This is a genomic window from Shewanella sp. 553 (assembly GCF_059338375.1).
Genome location: NZ_CM181701.1, coordinates 1,189,990 through 1,211,005 on the forward strand (window position 1 = coordinate 1,189,990; position 21,016 = coordinate 1,211,005).

Below are 21,016 nucleotides of genomic sequence, written 5' to 3' on the forward strand. Positions count from 1 at the left end.
ATAATTCGCCGCCCTGTGGCAGGTATTTGGTGTTGAGGTTAGTCAAAATGAGTGAGAAAAAGATCAATTTATTGGATCTTGACCGTAAAGGGTTAAGAGCACTGTTTTCCGAGATGGGCGAAAAGCCGTTTCGTGCCGAACAATTGATGAAGTGGATTTATCATTTTGGCGTAAGTGATTTCGAAGAGATGACCAACATCAATAAGGTGTTGCGTGGCAAGCTTGCTGAGCGCTGTGTCATTGTTGCACCTGAGATCTCTAGCTACCAAAAATCTGCTGACGGCACGATTAAGTTTGCCATCAACGTAGGTAACGGCCAAGAAGTTGAAACGGTTTATATTCCTGAAGAAGACCGTGCAACCTTATGTGTATCATCACAAGTGGGTTGTGCGCTTGAATGTACCTTCTGCTCAACCGCGCAGCAAGGGTTTAACCGTAACCTAACGGTGTCAGAAATTGTTGGTCAAGTGTGGCGTGTATCGCATTTTCTTGGTTTTCAAAAAGAAACGGGCGATCGACCTATCTCTAACGTAGTGATGATGGGAATGGGCGAGCCGTTGCTTAACCTGAAAAACGTCATGCCAGCTATCGATATCATGCTTGATGATTTTGGCTTTAGTTTATCGAAGCGCCGCGTTACGGTATCTACCTCTGGTGTGGTGCCTGCATTAGATATTCTTGGCGACAATTTAGATGTGGCACTTGCGGTCAGTATTCATGCGCCTAACGATGAGCTGCGTGATGTGCTGGTTCCTGTCAATAAAAAGTATCCTTTGGAAGACTTTTTAGCGGCCATTCGTCGTTATTTAGCTAAATCAAACGCCAACCGTGGCCGAGTGACGGTTGAGTATGTGATGCTTGATCACATTAATGACAGCACTGAGCAAGCCCATGAATTGGCCAAATTGATGAAGGACACTCCGTGTAAAATCAATTTGATCCCATTTAATCCGTATCCCGGTTCGCCTTATGGTCGCTCGTCAAACTCACGTATCGATCGATTCTCTAAGGTGTTGATGGAATATGGCTTGACTGTTATTGTGCGTAAGACTCGCGGCGATGATATTGACGCAGCTTGTGGGCAGTTAGCCGGTGATATTCGAGACAGAACTAAACGTTTAGCGAAAAAACGCATGCAAGATAGTCAGATTTCAGTCACAATAAACTAACTTATTGTATCTGCTAATAGTATAGGCTTGCGAATCATGCTCAAAAAGCCAAAAATGGTGTTATTGATTAGCCTGACATCCTTAATGATGTCAGGTTGTGTGACCGAACGAACCTACAGCGGCACCGACGTGCCCGTTACTGAGCGCACCTTTGATAATGTTTCAGCTGCGCGCCAGCGAGTTCAGCTGGGATTGACCTATCTACAAAAGGGCAACAGCGAACAAGCCAAGTATAATCTTGATAAAGCATTAGAATTCGCTCCAAATCTCGAAGATGTCCACGTAGCGCTAGCCTACTATTATCAGTCGGTTGGTGAAATTGAGCTGACTGAAAAAGCCTATCGCAAAGCGATTAATGCGAGTGATGCAACGGGCGACTCGATGAATAACTTCGGGGTATTCTTATGTCAGCAGAAAAAATATGACCAAGCTGAACAAATGTTCCTTAAAGCGGTCAAAATGCCCAAATACACTCGCTCAGCGGCCAGCTATGAAAATTTAGGTATCTGTAGCCGTGAGTCGGGTGACTTACAAAAAGCACAACGCTACTTTGGCATGGCGCTTAATTACGATCCTCGCCGTGCAACTTCATTATTAGAACTGAGCGAGATAGATCTTGAGCTCGGTCGCTATCAAGAGGCTAAAGAGGGCTTAGCTCGTTATCATCGAGTTGTGTCAGAGTCTGCTCAAAGTTTAGCGTTGGGAATTAAAATAGAGCAAGGCCTCAACAATACGGAAGCGGTGAAGAAATTTGGTATTTTATTATTGGCTAAATTTCCTACCTCCGATGAGGCTAAGCAGTATCGAGAAAGTATGTACTAATGACTGATGATAAAATCGATATGCTTAACGGCGATGACGATAAAACCCTCCATCCAGCCCCAAAGCTTGGCGAACTATTAAAACAGGCGCGAGAGAAGCAGGGTTTAAGTGTGGCACACGTAGCCGATTTACTGCACCTGCGGCCCACGATTGTCAGTGATATTGAAGCCGACAATTTTGATAATATCGCTTCAGTAACTTATGCCAAGGGTTACATAAAAAACTATGCCCGTATCGTTGGCCTAGATAAGCCAGCGCTTGACGCTGGCTTAGCGCATTATTTCCCTGTGATTAATGCTCCAACGATGCAGAGCTTTTCACGCAAAACCACCCGTCAGGCCCGAGACGGTCGTCTGATGATGGTCACTTACTTTATTATCTTTGCCTTATTGGCGTTACTGGTGGTCTGGTGGGTTCAAAAGTCAGATATGACGGCTGTGGATTTGTCGCCGCTGACGGCAGAAGAAGTGGCTGATATTTCGCTCGATACATCTGCCCCCTCTGCTAGCACGCCGCTTGAGCCATTAGTGCCAAGCGCTAATGCGCCTGCAGACACTGCAATCACCCCAGATGATGGACGTGTAGTGAGTGAAGCAGATACAGAGACTATGGTTGATGCTGAAGCACCCAGCCAAACTACTAGTGGCACAGCCACTCATGGCGAGAGCCAACAAGAGAGCAGCTCTAATCGCCAAGTGAGCCAATCGACTTCGGCTGTAGCGATGAGCTTAAGCGATGATTGCTGGATTAAGGTCACTGACGCCAAAGGCCAAATCTTAGTCAATGGCTTAAAGAAGGCGGGCAGCCAACTGAATGTCTTTGGGCAGGAGCCTTTTAAGGTTATATTAGGGGCACCGCAATCGCTGACATTAAGTCTCAATGGCGAAAATGTCGATTTAGCTCAGTACCCCAAGGGGCGTGTGGCCAGATTGACATTAACCAGCTCAGCCAATCTTTGAAGTAGAAGAGTAAATTAAGATGTACAACGAGTCCCCAATCATTAGACGCCCATCGACACGTATTTATGTGGGCGATGTTCCTATCGGTGATGGCGCACCTATTGCTGTGCAGTCGATGACCAATACTCGCACTACCGATGTTGATGCAACAGTGGCTCAAATTCGTGCCCTAGAAAAAGTCGGCGCCGATCTGGTACGTGTTTCTGTGCCGACTATGGATGCAGCCGAAGCCTTCAAGCTGATTAAACAGCAGACCAATATCCCGCTTATCGCCGACATTCATTTTGATTATCGTATCGCTCTTAAAGTGGCCGAATACGGCGTTGACTGCTTGCGTATTAACCCAGGTAACATTGGTAATGAAGAGCGTATTCGTAGCGTGGTTGAATGTGCTAGAGACAAGAATATTCCTATTCGCATCGGTGTGAATGGCGGTTCATTAGAGAAAGATTTAATGGACAAGTACAAAGAGCCCACACCAGAGGCGCTGCTTGAGTCAGCCATGCGGCATGTGGATATTCTCGATCGTCTGAATTTTGATCAGTTTAAGGTCAGCGTTAAGGCGTCCGATGTGTTTCTAGCCGTCGAGTCTTACCGTTTACTGGCTAAGCAGATTAAACAACCACTGCACCTTGGCATTACCGAAGCCGGTGGTGCCCGCGCGGGCTCGGTAAAGTCTGCCGTTGGTTTAGGCATGTTACTGGCTGAAGGCATAGGTGATACCCTGCGTATTTCACTAGCAGCAGATCCTGTTGAAGAGATTAAAGTTGGCTTTGATATTTTAAAGTCACTGCGTATTCGTTCTCGCGGGATTAACTTTATCGCCTGCCCATCCTGTTCTCGCCAAGAGTTCGATGTGATTGCCACGGTTAATGCACTCGAGCAACGCCTCGAAGATGTGGTTACCCCAATGGATGTATCTATCATTGGGTGTGTGGTCAATGGACCCGGTGAGGCGCTGGTGTCTGATATCGGTCTGACAGGCGGTCATCGTAAGAGTGGCTATTATGCCGATGGTGTGCGTCAAAAAGAGCGTTTCGATAATGAACATATTGTCGATCAGCTTGAAGCAAAAATTCGCGCTAAAGTGGCGGCGGTTAATGCACGTATTCCAGCGAGTGATATCAGCAAATAATCCTAATTTTTATGGTGTCATAGTCACGGCAATGTTCGTCACTGTGGCCTAGCTCACTGGCGCTGGTCGCCAGTTTTGCGTTTATGTATGATGCGCCTATAATGCGAGGCGCTTTTTTATTTTTACAGCTAATTTCGGACGAGTTGAACAGTGGCCAAACAGATCCAAGCGATACGCGGAATGAATGACATTCTGCCAACCCAAAGCCCTTTATGGCAAAAACTAGAAGCAGTGTTACGCGATACCGTGGCTGCCTATGGATATAGCGAAATTCGAACGCCAATTGTTGAAAGTACCGATCTTTTCAAACGTTCTATCGGCGAAGTAACGGATATTGTTGAAAAAGAGATGTACACCTTTGCCGATCGCAACGGTGATTATCTTACGCTGCGCCCTGAAGGCACGGCATCTACCGTACGTGCCGGTAACGAGCATGGTTTACTGTATAACCAAGAGCAACGTTTATGGTATATGGGCCCTATGTTTCGTCATGAACGTCCGCAAAAAGGACGTTATCGCCAGTTCAATCAGTTTGGTGTCGAAGTGTATGGCATAGGCTCTGCCGATGTAGACGCCGAAGTGTTAATGATGTCGGCGCGTCTATGGCAAAAGTTGGGCATTAGCGAACATGTCAAGCTTGAGCTTAATACCCTTGGCGATCCTGCAGAGCGCGCGGTGTATCGCGATGCGCTTATTGCCTTTCTTGAGCAATACAAAGAGCAACTGGACGAAGATAGCCAGCGCCGTATGTACAGTAATCCACTGCGGGTATTGGACACTAAAAACCCTGAGGTACAAGCCTTACTGGTTAACGCGCCAGAATTGATGGATTACCTAGGTGAAGAGACTAAAGCGCATTTTTCACATTTATGTGAACTACTTGACGCCGTTGGTATCCAATACACGATTAACCCTCGCTTAGTCCGTGGTTTAGATTATTATAATCGCACGGTATTTGAGTGGGTTACAGACAGTCTAGGCGCTCAGGGTACTGTTCTTGCCGGTGGCCGTTATGATGGCCTCGTTGGTCAGTTAGGCGGCAAAGATACGCCTGCTGTCGGGTTTGCTATGGGGCTTGAGCGTATCGTATTGATGCTAGAAACCCTTGAGCTAACCGATGATGTCCGTGGTCCTGTGGATGTGTATGTCACGGCGATGGGTGACAACTGCCGCGTTGAAGCCATTAAGATTGCTCAACAACTACGCGATATCCCAGGGCTTAAAGTGATGAGCCATTGTGGTGGCGGTAACTTTAAGAAACAGATGAAGCGCGCCGATAAAAGCGGAGCAACAGTGGCTATCTTGATTGGCGAGAATGAACTGGCTAATGGCCAAGTGGCCGTCAAATATCTGCGTGAAGATAAAGAACAACAATTAGTTGCACGTGATGCGTTAGCAACTTACATTGCAGAACTCATTTAAGGGGAGTTGAACGTGGAAATTTATAGCACAGAAGAACAACAAGTCGATGCTATCAAACAGTTTTGGAAAGATTATGGCAGCTCGATCGTTATCGGCGCCGTTGTCGGCCTAGGCGGTCTATATGGTTGGAACTACTATTCAGATTATCAAGTGGCGCAGTCACAGGCTGCCTCTGAAGCGTTCCAAACCGTTACCGCCTCGGTTACCTCAGATACCAGCATGCTCGCTGCTGCAGAAAGTTTTGCTAAAGAGCATGAAGGACAAACTGGCTATCAAGCCTTGTTAGAACTCATTGTGGCTAAGGCCGCGGTTGAAGCGGGCGACTTAGATAAAGCCGAGCAATCGTTAAAGCAAGTGGTTGCGACTCAGGCTGATGAAGGCTTAGTAGCCATTGCCACTTTGCGTCTTGCCCGTGTGCAGGCCGAACAAGGTCAATTTGCCACGGCTATCGCGACACTAGAGCAAGTGTCAGCGCCTGCGTTTGCGGTACAACGTGACGAGCTAAAAGGTGATTTCTTAGTGCGTCAGGGCGAAGCCGATAAGGCTAAGAGTGCCTATCAGTCAGCTATCGATAATGGCGGCACGACCACTAGCCCAGCGCTTCAGATGAAGCTTGATAACCTGAACAAGGCATAAGGATGCTGCCCATGAAGTCTTGGTGCAAAACGTTACTCGCTTGTGGTCTGAGTATTAGCATGCTCACCGCTTGCTCTTCAAATGATGTCGAAGAGGAACCCGTTAGTCCACTGCCAGAAATTGAGGCTAGCGTATTTCCAGAAGTAAGCTGGAGTACCAATATCGGTAGTGGCGTGGGTGATTTCTATTCCGATCTGCGTCCAGCGGTTCGTTACGGTAAGTTGTATGCGGTTGATCGTTATGGGCAAATTTCAGCCTTTGATGAAGCTACTGGTGAAACAGTATGGACTGTCGATATCAGCGCCTCATTTCGAGATCGCCCATTAGCGAAAAACCACGGTGCCCGTTTAGGTGCTGGCGTTACTGCTGCCAGAAACAAAGTTTTTGTTGGCGGTGAAAGCGGTTTCTTTGCCGCCCTAGACGCCGAAACCGGTGAGATGGTTTGGGATGTGGTCGCTGGTGGAGAGTTATTATCAGCGCCTACCGTTGGCGACGATGCGGTGGTGGTTAACACCAGTTCTGGCACCCTCGAAGCGTACAATGTCGATGATGGCGAACTGCTGTGGGTGTACAAAAGCAAGTTGCCTACATTAACCCTGCGTGGTACTGGTTCGGCCACCTATGAAGCTGGCGGCTTCTTTGTGGGAACTGCCGATGGCAAGATTGCCGTGGTGATTAAAGACAATGGTCAAGCTGCATGGGAACAAGCTATTTATACCCCAAAAGGCGGTAATGAATTTACCCGTATGGCTGACGTGGACATGAAGCCACTGATCAGTGGTGAAAACCTCTATGCAGTCAGCTATAACGGTAATTTAGTCTCGATGGAGTTGCGCAGTGGTCGTATCGTATGGAGCCGTAAATACTCCAGCTTTAATGAGCTAGACTCAGCAGGGTTAAATCTCTATTTGGTCGATGATCATAGCCGTATTTATGCCGTCGATAAGCGCAATGGTTTGGAAAACTGGAGTAACAGTGAGCTGACCAATCGTGATTTGACCTCGCCAGCGGTATACCAAGATTATATCGTCGTGGGTGATTATGAAGGTTACTTACACTTTATCGATCGCACCAGTGGTAAAATAGTCGGCCGTGTTGAAGTGGATAGTTCAGGTTTATTTAGCCAGCCGCTAGTAATAGATGATAAAATCTATCTACAGACGCGTGGCGGCAAGGTTGCTAGAATAACGCTTCCATAAGGCGAGCTTTACAGTTTATGAAGCCCCTGGACGTTAGTTCTGGGGGCTTTTTATTTTAGATGTTCAAAAATGTGTAGATTAGAGGCAAGAAAATGATTCCAGTTGTGGCCCTTGTTGGCCGACCAAACGTAGGTAAGTCGACCCTGTTCAATCGTCTTACGCGCACCAGAGATGCCTTGGTAGCAGACTACCCTGGACTGACTCGGGATCGTAAGTACGGCCGTGCTCACCTGTCTGGCTACGAGTTTATCGTGGTTGACACTGGTGGTATCGACGGCACCGAAGAGGGTATTGAAACCCGCATGGCAGAGCAGTCGTTAGCAGCGATTGAAGAAGCCGATGTGGTCCTGTTTTTAACCGATGCGCGCGCTGGTTTAACCGCCGCCGATCAGGTGATTGCAGAGCATTTACGTCGCCGCCAAAAAACCACCTTTGTTGTGGCCAATAAAGTCGATGGTATCGATGCTGACTCAGCTTGTGCTGAGTTTTGGGCGCTAGGCTTAGGCGAAGTGTACCAAATGGCGGCTTCACAGGGACGCGGCGTCACCAACATGATTGAGTACGCACTCGCTCCTTATGCAGAAGCTATGGGTCTTACTCGTGATACTGATGAAGAAGCGCCTGAGGATGAGCGTGAATACACCGAAGAAGAAGCGGAAGCCGAGCAAAAACGCCTGCAGGATTTACCCATTAAGCTGGCGATTATCGGTAAACCTAACGTCGGTAAGTCAACGTTAACCAACCGTATTTTGGGTGAAGAGCGCGTTGTGGTTTATGACGAGCCAGGCACCACGCGCGACAGTATCTACATACCGCTGGAGCGCGACGGCCAAGAATATGTGATCATTGACACCGCAGGTGTGCGTCGTCGCAGCAAGGTGCATGAAACTGTCGAGAAGTTCTCGGTTATCAAAACCTTGAAAGCGGTTGAAGATGCCAACGTGGTATTGCTGATTGTGGACGCCCGTGAAGGCATTGCCGAGCAAGACTTAGGGCTATTAGGTTTTGCGTTAAACGCAGGACGAGCGCTGGTTATTGCGGTAAATAAGTGGGATGGTATCGACCAAGATGTGAAAGACAGAGTTAAGAGCGAGCTTGACCGTCGTCTTGGCTTTATTGACTTTGCCCGTATCCACTTTATCTCAGCGCTGCATGGCACAGGTGTAGGCCATCTATTTGAATCGGTACAAGAAGCTTACGAGAGTGCAACGCGCCGCGTTAGTACCTCTATGCTGACTCGTATCATGCAGATGGCGCAAGATGATCATCAGCCACCTTTGGTTAACGGCCGCCGCGTTAAGCTTAAATATGCGCATGCTGGGGGTTACAACCCACCGATTGTGGTTATTCACGGTAATCAGGTGAAGAAGCTACCAGACTCATACAAACGCTTTATGATGAACTACTTCCGTCGTTCACTCAAAGTAATGGGCACGCCAATTCAGGTGCGCTTCCAAGAGGGCGGTAACCCGTTTGAAGGCATGAACAGTAAGAAGCTCACTGTTAGCCAAGAGCGTCGCCGTAAGCGTATGATGACGCATATTAAAGACAGTAAAAAGTAATCTAATCACTTAGATTAATGTCACTAAAGGCCAGCGACTATCGCTGGCCTTTTTTGTTGATTGCGGGTTAAGTGTCTACATTAAGTGTCTGAATTTAGATGATTTTTATTTTTACTGTTTAGTTTGATAGACCTGGATGACGAATGACTTGTCAAGGCCGTATGTGCTAATAATCTAGTTATTGAGTATTTAAAGTGATGAGTGTATCCATAGATATTTTGGATAAAAGGCGGTTGGTAAATTGCCTACTTGGCATAAAGTGTTATTGGCTTTTGCTGTGGTTTTAACGCTAATGCCCTTTTTGACGATGTAAGATCCAACACCACCAAATGTTAAAATATAACAATACCAACACCAGCATTTGAAGGCCTACCTACTGGGGGCAAATTCAGCTGAGTTTATTTAGGCTAATCTAGCCGGCAGTCATAACACGGTCGATTGCACTTCGCCATCGACAAGCTTAGTGGTTAACCTATCGCCAACGCTCACATCGTCCACCTTGTGTACCACGCCTCCTTTTGCATCAAGGGTAATACTGTAGCCGCGGCTTAAGGTGGCCAGAGGGCTGACTGTCTCAAGTTGATGAGCGGCGTAGACGAGTGCTTTATTGGCATCACTAAGCTGAGTTTGCAGCGCTTTATTGAGCTTTTGGTTGAGGTAATTCAAGCGACTCTGCTCAAGCTGTAAGCGATTGCGGGGGGATTGCTGGGCTAAACGGTGGGCCAACCCTTGGCTGTGCATTGTTAAGCTTGAAAGCCTAGCATTGATAGCAGACTCGAGCCTTAGCTGTATCTCATCGAAACGTTGTTCATATTGCTGTAAGCGCCGCTTAGGATCTTGGCGATGTAATTTGTGTTCTAACTGGCTAAAGCGTTGTTGCTGGGTCAAGCGGTAATGCTGCCATCCTTGACGCAGGCGATTCATGGCGACGTTGAGTTTGTCGCGTTTACTTATGGCATCATTCGACAGTAACTCTGCGGCCGCTGACGGGGTCGGTGCGCGCAGGTCGGCAACATAGTCGCTAATGGTGGTGTCGACTTCATGACCTACGGCTGAGACGATGGGCAAGGCGCTATTGTAGATGGTATGGGCTAACGCTTCGCTGTTAAAACACCAGAGATCTTCTAATGATCCGCCACCACGAGTCAACAGTAGGACATCGACTTCGTTGCGATCGTTGGCCTGCATAATGGCATGGCACAGCGACTTGTCGGCGTGTTCACCTTGCACGGCACTGGGATAGATGATCACCTCAATGGACGGATCGCGGCGCTTTAACACATGCAGCACATCCCTTATGGCGGCGCCTGTCGGTGAGGTAATAATCCCAATGCGCTGAATGTGGCTGGGGAGGGGGCGTTTGGTGTCCACGGCAAATAGCCCCTCGCCAGCCAGTTTCATTTTTAACGCTTCATACTGCTGGGCTAACAAGCCATCGCCGGCCGGTAGCATAGAGTCGATAATGAGTTGGTAGTCCCCTCTAGGTTCATAAACGCTAATCGAGCCTTTGACTAGTACTTGTTGGCCATTGGCTGGCCGAAAGGTGACGCTACGGTTTTTACCTTTAAACATCGCCGAGCGGATCTGGGCCTGATTGTCTTTTAAGGTTAAATACCAATGGCCTGAGCTGGGGGCTGAAAAGTTTGATATTTCGGCTTCGAGCCATACTCTGCCTAACTCACTTTCGAGAAGCTGCCGCACTTCACCGTTAAGGCGTGTAACGGTGTAAACATTATTTTTTGGCATTTTCATAGACATTTTCATTCTAAGGCGACTTTTTTGCTATTTTCCATTTACCAAGGTCAAGATGCAAGGTATAATCTCGCCGCAATATTTTACCTCTTATTTAACCCTCGTGGGGAGATGTTGCCATGCTACGTTTAAAAAAAGAAGCGCTAACCTTTGATGATGTTTTACTGGTGCCAGCGCACTCTACTGTACTCCCTAATACAGCCATTCTAAAAACTCGCTTAACTCAAAAAATTGAACTCAATGTGCCTATTGTCTCTGCAGCCATGGATACCGTGACTGAAGCGCGTCTTGCTATTGCGATGGCGCAAGAGGGCGGTTTGGGCTTTATTCATAAAAATATGAGTATCGAGCAGCAAGCCGAGCAAGTTCGTCAGGTTAAGATTTATGAGGCCGGTATCGTTCAGCAACCTGTGACGGTTACGCCAACTACGACACTTGAGCAGCTTAAAGTATTAACGGAAAAGAATGGTTTTGCGGGTTACCCTGTGGTGAATGATGCACACGAATTAGTGGGTATTATCACTGGTCGTGACGTTCGCTTTATCACAGACTGGAGCCGCACCGTTGATAAGGTGATGACCCCTAAAGAACGCTTAGTGACTGTTCCTGAAGGCACTAAGCTCGATGAAGTGCAAAAACTGATGCATGCTCACCGCGTTGAGAAAGTGTTAGTGGTCGACAGCGAATTTAGACTGAAAGGCCTTATCACAGTTAAAGACTTCCAAAAAGCTGAGCGTAAACCCAATGCCTGTAAGGATGAGTTTGGTCGTTTACGTGTGGGCGCCGCAGTTGGTGCCGGCCCTGGTAATGAAGAGCGTGTTGATGCCTTGGTTAAGGCCGGTATTGATGTGCTCTTGATTGACTCATCTCATGGTCATTCAGAAGGGGTTTTACAACGTATTCGTGATACCCGTGCCAAATATCCAGAGCTGCAAATTGTTGGTGGCAATGTGGCCACAGCCGAAGGCGCTTTGGCCTTGGTTGATGCTGGCGTTAACGCCGTTAAAGTGGGTATTGGCCCTGGTTCTATCTGCACCACACGCATCGTAACGGGTGTTGGTGTGCCGCAAATTACCGCCGTATCTGACGCCGCTGCAGCCGTTAAGCACCTAGATATTCCTGTGATTGCCGATGGTGGTATTCGTTTCTCTGGCGATTTAGCCAAAGCCTTAGCCGCTGGCGCATCATGCATCATGGCAGGCTCTATGTTTGCCGGTACTGAAGAAGCGCCGGGTGAAACCGAACTTTACAATGGCCGTGCCTATAAATCATACCGTGGAATGGGCTCTCTAGGCGCCATGACACAAGGCTCATCAGACCGTTATTTCCAAAGTGACAATGCCGCTGACAAGCTGGTACCTGAGGGGATCGAAGGTCGCGTACCTTACAAAGGTAAGCTTAAAGAGATCATCCATCAGCACATGGGTGGCCTACGTTCATGCATGGGCTTAACCGGTTGTCCAACCATTAAAGACCTCAGCGAAAAAGCCGAATTCGTTAAAGTGACCTCGGCAGGTATGGGCGAGTCCCATGTACACGATGTGACCATCAGTAAAGAAGCGCCTAACTACCGTAGCGGTTCATAAAAAGTGGCATTCAGGCAGGGCATCACTATGCCTTGCCGTTGATTCATTTGATCTGCCGAGATGTTTTTCGGCCACGCGATAAATTTAAAAGATATTAAGGTAAACCATGAGCAACATTCATGATCATAAGATCCTCATTTTAGATTTTGGATCTCAGTACACTCAATTGATTGCCCGCCGAATTCGTGAAATCGGTGTTTACTGTGAGCTTTGGGCTTGGGATGTGTCTGAGGCACAAATCAAAGAGTTTGCCCCTAACGGTATTATCCTGGCGGGTGGCCCTGAAAGTGTCACCGAAGCTAACTCACCACGAGCACCTGAATATGTGTTTAATGCTGGCGTGCCAGTATTAGGCATTTGCTATGGCATGCAAACCATGTCTGAGCAGCTGGGCGGTAAAGTGATTAAAGGCATAGGTGAAGGTGAATTTGGTTATGCCCAAATAGAGGTGCAAAACCCATCTAAGCTCTTTAAGAGCATCGAAGATGCGGTGAGCGATACAGGTAAGGCTCTGCTGGACGTTTGGATGAGCCACGGTGACAAAGTGTCTGCAATCCCTGAGGGTTTTGTTACTGTTGCTAAAACCGATACCTGTCCATTTGCTGCCATGGCGAACGAGGACAAGCAATTTTACGGGGTGCAGTTTCACCCTGAAGTGACGCACACTCGTCAAGGTAAGCGCATGCTAGAGCATTTCGCGCTGGAGATTTGTCAGTGTGAAGCCAACTGGAAACCTGCCTCGATTATCGAAGACGCCATTGCTCGCTTAAAGCAGCAAATTGGCGATGACGAAGTGATCTTAGGCTTGTCTGGTGGTGTTGACTCGTCAGTCGTTGCTATGTTGCTGCACCGCGCTATTGGCAAAAAGTTGACCTGTGTATTTGTGGATAACGGCCTGCTGCGTTTGAATGAAGCTGAACAAGTACTCGAGATGTTTGGCGACCACTTCGGACTCAACATAGTGCATGTCGATGCTGAAAACCGGTTCCTTGACGCCCTTGCCAGCGAAGCTGAGCCAGAAGCTAAGCGTAAAATTATCGGTAAAGTGTTTGTGGATATTTTCGATGAAGAGTCGAAAAAATGCGCTAATGCTAAGTGGTTAGCACAAGGCACCATCTATCCTGATGTGATTGAATCAGCCGGTAGTGCAACGGGTAAGGCGCATGTGATTAAGTCGCACCATAACGTTGGCGGTTTGCCAGATGATATGGAGATGGGCTTAGTCGAACCGCTACGTGAGCTGTTTAAAGATGAAGTACGTAAGATTGGTCTCGAATTAGGCCTACCTTACAACATGTTGTATCGTCATCCGTTCCCAGGCCCAGGTCTTGGTGTACGTGTACTGGGCGAAGTGAAAAAAGAGTACTGTGACCTGTTGCGCCGCGCCGATGCGATTTTCATCGAAGAGTTGCATAAAGCCGACCTATACAACAAAGTCAGCCAAGCCTTTACCGTATTCTTACCGGTACGCTCTGTAGGCGTTATGGGTGATGGCCGTAAATATGATTGGGTGGTATCACTACGTGCGGTTGAAACTATCGACTTTATGACCGCTCATTGGGCGCACCTACCTTATGATTTCTTAGGTCGCGTATCAAATCGCATTATCAACGAGATCGACGGTATTTCTCGTGTGGTTTACGATATTTCTGGTAAGCCACCTGCGACGATTGAGTGGGAATAGTTTCCTAGCACTCAACTAAACAGAGGGGCATAGCAATATGCCCCTTTTTTATGGGCGCCGACTGGCCAATCAATATTGGTGTGGCTAGCCATCGCCAGCGATCACCTAGTTGATTATCTAGCGTATCGATTAGGAACTTATGTCAATGTGATGCCTTTTAATCTGGGTTAATTGGTGAGCCGTGAATAAGCTGCAACCATCATGAGTGGCTTTGGGATAAACTATTGGTATAGGGTTGTAATTGGGGGAGAAAGTGACTTGTCTCAGATAGCGAAAAACGCTCAACAAGAGCAAGATATCCAGTTTATGCGCCATGCACTGGCGTTAGCCGCAAAGGCTGAAGCTGCGGGCGAGGTGCCTGTGGGGGCGGTGTTGGTTAAAGAGGGTAAAATCCTTGCCGAAGGTTTTAATCTTAATATCGGTCAGCATGATGCCAGCGCCCATGCGGAGATGTTGTGCATTCGAGCAGCGGGTCAGGTCGTTGAAAATTATCGTCTGCTCGATACTACTTTGTATGTGACGTTAGAGCCTTGTGCCATGTGCGCCGCGGCGATGGTGCATGCCAGGGTGTCGCGAGTGGTATTTGGCGCGGCCGATCCTAAAACTGGCGCGGCAGGTAGCGTGTTAGACTTATTGCGTTTTAATGCGTTTAATCATCAGCTAGAGGTTACCTCTGGGGTGCTAGCCGATGAATGCGCGACCCAGCTGAGTGCTTTTTTTCGTCGTCGCAGGCAAGAGAAAAAGGCGTTAAAGCTGGCTGCAAAACAACAAGGGCTTACTGAGTAAGCCCTTGTTGGTGTTAATCGATACAACTTTCGCTGTTTTGTCTGATAAAAGTGAAAAACTTCTTTTGACGGTTGAGCGTTTTCTGATGTTTAACTTTTATCTGTGCTCGACGTCGAGACGTTAAGTTGTTTAAAGATTTTCTTTTCATCGTTAAGCTCCTTTTGATGCTGAATGCAGCCTTTGCTGCCGATGATGACGCGCTATTGTGACAGCATAATGCCCCTTACTTATTGCGCTGGAGCGGCACCTAAGCTTGGGGTTGTCTCGGGCTCGGTTTCTATCTGGGTCTTATCGGCTGTCTGCTGAGCATTATCCGCAAAGCTATCTTGGAGTTGCTGGTTCTGATTGTCTATCCACACCAACGTATCATAGTAACGACGGATATTATCAACATAATGGACAGCCTCGCTACCACGAGCATAACCATAGCGTGTCTGCTTATAATATTTGCGTTTTTGCAACAAGGGAAGCACTTGTTTCACATCGCGCCAAGCACTGGGATTAAGCCCCATTGACTCGGCTAATTTACGCGCATCTTCCACATGCCCATAGCCAATATTGTACGAGGCGAGGGCAAACCACATACGTTGATTTTCCGGTATAGACTCAGGGAGTCGCTCCAGAATATCGTTAAGGTATTTAGCGCCGCCTTTAATGCTTTGCTCTGGGTCTAAGCGGTTGCTGATCCCTACCTGTTTAGCGGTCGGCAAGGTGAGCATCATTAACCCGCGCACGCCAGTGGGAGAACGAGCATTGGGATTCCAGTGCGACTCTTGGTAAGCCGTTGCCGCGAGCTTACGCCAATCGATATTGCCTGCGTATTGTTGAAATTGTTTCTGGTATTTAGGCAGCTTAGTGTCGATGGCGCGTAAAAACGCGCGAGTATCGACATAATCGAATCGCTTGACGTGGGCAAAATACTTTTCATTTAAATGATCTAGGGTGCCAAGGCGCTGCTGCTCATGCCAAAAGCTCAGCAGTTGGCTCATTAACATATCGCTGTTATTGGCTGGCAGTAGCCAGACAATGGCTTGCTCTTCCCGCAGCACTGGGCCTGCCCTGAGTTCTGGCATATAGCGGCGATTGATCTCGAACGTTGTCGAGTCAGCAATTGTGTAGCGAATTTCATCGCGAGCGATCATCGCCAATAGTTCTTCGCTGTCCTTATCGCTGTGTTGATCCCACACCAGTTCGGGGTAGAGCTTCTGTAAGTCGGCTAAAGTTTCAATAAACGAAGAATCGGTGATCACATTAATATTGTCATCAAGCTGACTGATATCCTCTGGATATCTTTCCCCTTGTTTGAACACCAAGACTTGATTGACATAATACAGTGGCGGCCCGATCCTAAATAGCTCGCGGCGCTGCAGAGTATCGGTTAAGCCCGCCGCAATGAGATCAATTTCCCCTTGTTGCAACGCACTATAGAGTTCGGCAATAGTGGCATAAGGTTGCATATTGAGCGTTAAGCCTAAATGCTGGGCAAAGCGTTCAGCCATCTCATAATCAAAGCCTGCGGTGCCTTGGCCCGTAGTGACGTATATCTGTGCGCCATAAAGGGTGCCAACATTGAGTTGGGTTTTCACTTCCACTGGCGTTGGCACTTTTGTTGCGTCCACAGCGCTTGGCTGACAGGCAGTCAGTAATAATAAGCAGCTAAGAATCAACAAAAGATGTCGCATTAATGTCCCCCGTGAATCTAGTTGTCTGTCATAAGGCCACCGCTAGAACCTGTTTATGGTTTGAGATGGCATGTCATCAATTTGCAATGGGTTGAGTACCCAGACGAATCTGGTGAAGCGTTGCGCTGTGATACTCAGCGCTAGTGTTTTGTGTATAAATCCACTGCGCATAATAGAGTCATATACCGTGTTGGTAAGAGCCCTTAACTGCCCTTGTTTATTGTGGTATCGCATCTATGACAGCGCGGCAATACGCGGTAAAAACATGTTTGAAAGCGAGTAGGACGCTTATTGTATCATAATGAGATAAAACTCAATAATAGACAGCTTCCAGCAGTATGTTACTGAGTAATAAATTAATTTTAATCGATTTTTCAGTAGTTGCTCATTATATTTTTGCTGGCATTTCGTGCAGTCATGTCCCGTTAATTATGGGAATATTTTGTATTTTCAAGTCAGTTTTTTTATCACGTAATGCAGTTTTCGCATTACGAGGCTAATAAACTGAATGAAACGCCGTTTTGGCGCCACAAGCCTGATGATTTGTGCACCGTATTTCCCTATAATAGCGCCAGATCTGACCCTGCAATTATAATTAATAAGGTGAAAAGACGTGATGGAGATCATCCGCGGAGCCCCTGCATTATCAGCGTTTAGAGTTCAAAAATTAATGGCATCCTGTGATAACGCAGCTCTGCCCATTAACAATATCTACGCTGAGTTTGTACATTTAGCCGATTTAACCGCTACGCTAGATGCTAGCGAAACCCAGCAACTAGCCAAGTTACTGACCTATGGACCCGCTATCGAAGCACATGCTCCACAAGGCACCCTCTACTTTGTTACTCCCCGTCCCGGCACCATCTCTCCCTGGTCATCTAAAGCGACAGACATCGCACACAATTGTGGTTTACACAAAGTGAAGCGTTTAGAGCGTGGTGTCGCGTATTACGTCCAAGGCGATAGTCTTAATGATGAGCAGCAAAAGCAGTTAAACCAACTATTACATGACCGCATGGTCGAAGTGATGCTGACTGATTTTGAGCAAGCTGCTAGCTTGTTTGCTCGCACTGCGCCAGCCAAAGTCACCAGTGTGAATATTCTCGGTGAAGGCAAACGCGCGCTCGAGCAAGCCAATATCGAGCTAGGGCTTGCGTTAGCGGCCGATGAGATAGATTACTTAGTCGACAACTTTGTCCGTCTTAACCGTAATCCAAATGACGTTGAGCTGATGATGTTTGCACAGGCAAACTCTGAGCACTGCCGACATAAAATCTTTAATGCCGATTGGACAATCGACGGCGAAGTTCAGCCTAAATCGTTGTTCAAAATGATTAAAAACACCTTCGAAAAGACACCTGATCATGTGTTATCCGCCTATAAAGATAACGCTGCCGTGATGGAAGGTTCGGTGGCTGGGCGTTTCTTCCCTGAGCAAAATGGGGTGTACGCCTACCATACAGAACCTATGCATGTGTTGATGAAGGTGGAAACCCACAATCACCCCACGGCGATTAGTCCATACCCAGGTGCGGCCACCGGCTCGGGCGGTGAAATTCGTGACGAAGGTGCCACTGGCCGCGGCTCTAAGCCTAAAGCAGGATTAACCGGCTTTAGTGTTTCTAACCTTAAGATCCCAGGTTTCGTGCAACCTTGGGAAGGTGATTATGGTAAGCCGGATCGCATCGTCACCGCGCTCGATATCATGACCGAAGGCCCATTAGGTGGCGCGGCCTTCAATAACGAATTCGGTCGCCCAGCATTAGTGGGTTACTTCCGTACCTATGAGCAGCAAGTTTCTAGCCATAATGGTGTTGAAGTGCGCGGCTACCATAAGCCCATTATGCTGGCGGGTGGTTTGGGTAATATCCGCGAAGAACATGTACAAAAAGGTGAAATCACCGTTGGCGCCAAGCTGATTGTGTTAGGTGGCCCAGCGATGAATATCGGTTTGGGCGGTGGCGCGGCGTCATCTATGGCCTCGGGTCAGTCTAGCGAAGACTTAGACTTTGCTTCTGTGCAGCGTGAAAACCCAGAAATGGAGCGTCGTTGCCAAGAGGTGATCGATCGCTGCTGGCAGATGGGTGATGATAACCCGATTCAGTTTATTCACGATGTCGGCGCTGGTGGTTTATCTAACGCTTTCCCTGAGCTCGTCAATGACGGTGAGCGCGGCGGTAAATTTGAGCTGCGTAATGTGCCATCAGATGAACCCGGCATGAGCCCGTTAGAGATCTGGTGTAACGAGTCGCAAGAGCGTTATGTGATGTCGGTCGCGCCCGAAAATCTAGCTGTATTTACCGCGATTTGTGAGCGTGAACGCGCGCCATTTGCCGTGGTCGGTGAGGCAACGCAGGAGCGGCATTTATCGCTGTCTGACAGCCACTTTGACAATATGCCTATCGACTTACCTTTAGATGTCTTGCTAGGTAAAGCGCCTAAAATGAGCCGCGATGTGGTATCACAAAAAGCGCAGTCTCCAGCGTTAGATCAGGGGGCTATCGAGTTGAAAGAGGCGGTGCAACGTGTACTACGTTTACCCACAGTGGCGGAAAAAACCTTCCTTATTACCATTGGCGACCGCACTGTTACTGGTTTGGTGAATCGCGATCAGATGGTGGGCCCTTGGCAGGTGCCCGTGGCCGATTGTGCGGTGACCGCGTCGAGTTTCGACACTTACGCCGGTGAAGCCATGTCGATTGGTGAGCGCACGCCGCTGGCCTTATTAGACTTTGGCGCTTCGGCTCGCATGGCTGTTGCCGAGTCTATTATGAACATTGCCGGTACCGATATTGGCTCGTTCAAGCGCATCAAACTGTCGGCTAACTGGATGTCGGCTGCTGGTCATCCTGGTGAAGATGCTGGCCTTTACGAAGCGGTTAAGGCCGTGGGGGAGCAGCTGTGTCCAGAGCTTGATTTAACCATTCCGGTCGGCAAAGACTCTATGTCGATGAAGACCGCTTGGCAAGATGATGGCGTCGATAAAGCGGTAACCTCGCCGATGTCACTGGTGATCACCGCCTTTGGTGTCGTACAAGATATTCGTAATACGGTAACGCCTGAGCTGCGCAGCGACAAAGGTGAGACCGAGTTACTGCTGGTGGATCTGAGTGCAGGCCATCACCGTTTGGGGGGCTCTTGTTTAGCGCAAGTCTATAGCCAGCTTGGTGATGTGGCGCCAGATCTTAATGATGCTGCGCTGCTGCGTGGTTTCTTCGACGTGACCCAAAAACTGGTTGCGAAAAAAGCGATTATTGCCTATCACGACCGCAGTGACGGTGGTTTATTAACGAGCTTAGTCGAGATGGCGTTTGCGGGTAATACTGGGCTTGAGGTGAACCTTGAAGCCTTGAGCGGAACCCATGTTGAGCGCTTGTTTAACGAAGAGCTGGGCGCCGTTATCCAAGTGAGTGCATCTGATGCCAGTGCCATTAAGGCGCAGTATCAGGCCGCTGGCGTGGCGTGTGTCAGCGTTGCTAAACCAGTGGCTGGTGATGATATTGTTATTTTTGACGGCGCGAGTGAAGTATTACGTGAGTCGCGCACCGAGCTGAGAACCATCTGGGCTGAAACCACCTATCGCATGCAAGCTTTACGTGACAACCCAGAATGCGCCCTAGAAGAGTTTCAGCTTAAGCAAGTGGCCGATGCTCCGGGTTTGACCGTGGATCTGACCTTTAATCCAAGCGAAGATATTGCAGCACCTTATATCCTTAAAGGCGCTGCGCCTAAGATGGCGATTTTGCGTGAGCAGGGCGTTAACTCACATCTAGAGATGGCGGCCGCGTTTGATAGAGCCGGTTTCGAAAGCCGTGATGTGCATATGTCGGATATCTTGTCTGGCCGAATTAGCCTTGAAGAGTTCCAAGGCCTAGCGGCTTGTGGTGGCTTCTCATACGGCGACGTATTGGGCGCGGGTGAAGGTTGGGCTAAATCGATATTGTTTAATGCCCGCGCGCGTGAGCAGTTTAGCCGCTTCTTTGAGCGTCAAGACAGCTTCGCCCTCGGCGTCTGTAACGGTTGCCAGATGTTATCTAACTTAAAAGATATTATCCCGGGCACTGAGCACTGGCCACACTTTGTGCGTAACCGCTCTGAGCGCTTTGAAGCTCGCTTTAGCTTGGTTGAAGTGCAGCAGAGCCCGTCGTTGTTCTTTGAGGGGATGCAAGGATCGCGTATGCCGATCGCGGTATCCCATGGAGAAGGTCGCGCCGAGTTTGCGTCGCCAGCAGCCCTAGCTGCTGCAGAAGCTTCGGGCACCATCGCCCTGCGTTTTGTTGATGGCCATGGGCAGATTGCCACTCAGTATCCAGAAAACCCTAATGGTTCACCGAACGCCTTAACAGGGATCTGTAGCACTGATGGCCGCGTAACTATCATGATGCCACACCCTGAGCGTGTGTTTAGAACCGTGGCCAACTCATGGCATCCTGATGAATGGGGCGAAGATAGCCCTTGGATGAGAATGTTTAGAAATGCCAGAGCTAAATTAGGTTAACATGAACTGTTAATACTTGTTTAGCGACAAAAAAGGCCTCGAAATTTTGAGGCCTTTTTTATTGGTCATTACTGTGAAATATAAATGGTATTTAATACAAAGTGTTACAGTTTAGTATTTATAT

General features: G+C 48.2%; 14 protein-coding genes. 12 read left to right on the forward strand and 2 right to left on the reverse strand.

Annotation, left to right across the window (positions count from 1 at the left end; all coding sequences use genetic code 11):
- The first annotated feature begins 47 nt into the window (after positions 1 to 47).
- The 8 genes from rlmN (at position 48) to der (ending at position 8,904) form a co-directional block, all read left to right on the forward strand.
- Positions 48 to 1,169 (forward strand): dual-specificity RNA methyltransferase RlmN, encoded by a 1,122-nt coding sequence (gene rlmN / locus AC5YBZ_RS05330; protein ID WP_494543517.1) that lies wholly within the window; start codon positions 48 to 50, stop codon positions 1,167 to 1,169.
- Positions 1,170 to 1,205: 36 nt separating this feature from the next.
- Entirely contained in the window at positions 1,206 to 1,991 is a 786-nt protein-coding gene (gene pilW / locus AC5YBZ_RS05335; RefSeq protein WP_494519703.1) for a type IV pilus biogenesis/stability protein PilW, read from the forward strand.
- The gene (locus tag AC5YBZ_RS05340; RefSeq protein WP_494519702.1) at positions 1,991 to 2,950 is read left to right on the forward strand and encodes a RodZ domain-containing protein; all 960 of its coding nucleotides are present in this window, start codon (positions 1,991 to 1,993) and stop codon (positions 2,948 to 2,950) included. The genes pilW and AC5YBZ_RS05340 overlap by 1 nt, the downstream gene beginning before the upstream one ends.
- A 19-nt stretch (positions 2,951 to 2,969) precedes the next feature.
- Complete coding sequence (gene ispG / locus AC5YBZ_RS05345) at positions 2,970 to 4,085, forward strand: flavodoxin-dependent (E)-4-hydroxy-3-methylbut-2-enyl-diphosphate synthase (protein ID WP_119977447.1); 1,116 nt, start codon at positions 2,970 to 2,972, stop codon at positions 4,083 to 4,085.
- Positions 4,086 to 4,235: 150 nt separating this feature from the next.
- Positions 4,236 to 5,507 (forward strand): histidine--tRNA ligase, encoded by a 1,272-nt coding sequence (hisS, locus tag AC5YBZ_RS05350; RefSeq protein WP_494524472.1) that lies wholly within the window; start codon positions 4,236 to 4,238, stop codon positions 5,505 to 5,507.
- 12 nt (positions 5,508 to 5,519) lie between these two features.
- Positions 5,520 to 6,143 carry a tetratricopeptide repeat protein gene (locus AC5YBZ_RS05355; protein WP_494519700.1) on the forward strand — a complete coding sequence of 208 codons (624 nt, stop codon included), beginning with the start codon at positions 5,520 to 5,522 and terminating at the stop codon, positions 6,141 to 6,143.
- A gap of 11 nt (positions 6,144 to 6,154) precedes the next feature.
- Positions 6,155 to 7,342: an outer membrane protein assembly factor BamB gene (gene bamB, locus AC5YBZ_RS05360; RefSeq protein ID WP_494519699.1), complete on the forward strand. Its 1,188-nt coding sequence runs from the start codon at positions 6,155 to 6,157 to the stop codon at positions 7,340 to 7,342.
- 92 nt (positions 7,343 to 7,434) lie between these two features.
- A complete protein-coding gene (gene der / locus AC5YBZ_RS05365; protein ID WP_494524473.1) occupies positions 7,435 to 8,904 on the forward strand; it encodes a ribosome biogenesis GTPase Der in 1,470 nt (489 codons plus the stop codon).
- A 423-nt stretch (positions 8,905 to 9,327) separates the two neighbouring features.
- On the opposite strand, the gene xseA is transcribed toward der, so the two are convergent.
- Positions 9,328 to 10,656 (reverse strand): exodeoxyribonuclease VII large subunit, encoded by a 1,329-nt coding sequence (xseA, locus tag AC5YBZ_RS05370; RefSeq protein WP_494519698.1) that lies wholly within the window; start codon positions 10,654 to 10,656, stop codon positions 9,328 to 9,330.
- A 119-nt stretch (positions 10,657 to 10,775) separates the two neighbouring features.
- On the opposite strand from xseA, the gene guaB reads away from it, so the two are divergent.
- The 3 genes from guaB (at position 10,776) to tadA (ending at position 14,712) form a co-directional block, all read left to right on the forward strand.
- Positions 10,776 to 12,242, forward strand: a complete 1,467-nt coding sequence (gene guaB, locus AC5YBZ_RS05375) for an IMP dehydrogenase (RefSeq protein ID WP_494519697.1) — start codon at positions 10,776 to 10,778, stop codon at positions 12,240 to 12,242.
- A gap of 106 nt (positions 12,243 to 12,348) precedes the next feature.
- Positions 12,349 to 13,926, forward strand: coding sequence for a glutamine-hydrolyzing GMP synthase (gene guaA / locus AC5YBZ_RS05380; RefSeq protein ID WP_494519696.1), 1,578 nt, complete (start codon positions 12,349 to 12,351; stop codon positions 13,924 to 13,926).
- A gap of 258 nt (positions 13,927 to 14,184) precedes the next feature.
- Positions 14,185 to 14,712, forward strand: coding sequence for a tRNA adenosine(34) deaminase TadA (tadA, locus tag AC5YBZ_RS05385; protein WP_494519695.1), 528 nt, complete (start codon positions 14,185 to 14,187; stop codon positions 14,710 to 14,712).
- A gap of 227 nt (positions 14,713 to 14,939) precedes the next feature.
- On the opposite strand, the gene mltF is transcribed toward tadA, so the two are convergent.
- A complete protein-coding gene (gene mltF / locus AC5YBZ_RS05390; protein ID WP_494524474.1) occupies positions 14,940 to 16,394 on the reverse strand; it encodes a membrane-bound lytic murein transglycosylase MltF in 1,455 nt (484 codons plus the stop codon).
- A 616-nt stretch (positions 16,395 to 17,010) separates the two neighbouring features.
- Between mltF and purL the strand changes: the two genes are divergently transcribed.
- Positions 17,011 to 20,892 carry a phosphoribosylformylglycinamidine synthase gene (gene purL / locus AC5YBZ_RS05395; RefSeq protein ID WP_494521647.1) on the forward strand — a complete coding sequence of 1,294 codons (3,882 nt, stop codon included), beginning with the start codon at positions 17,011 to 17,013 and terminating at the stop codon, positions 20,890 to 20,892.
- Positions 20,893 to 21,016 lie beyond the last annotated feature (124 nt).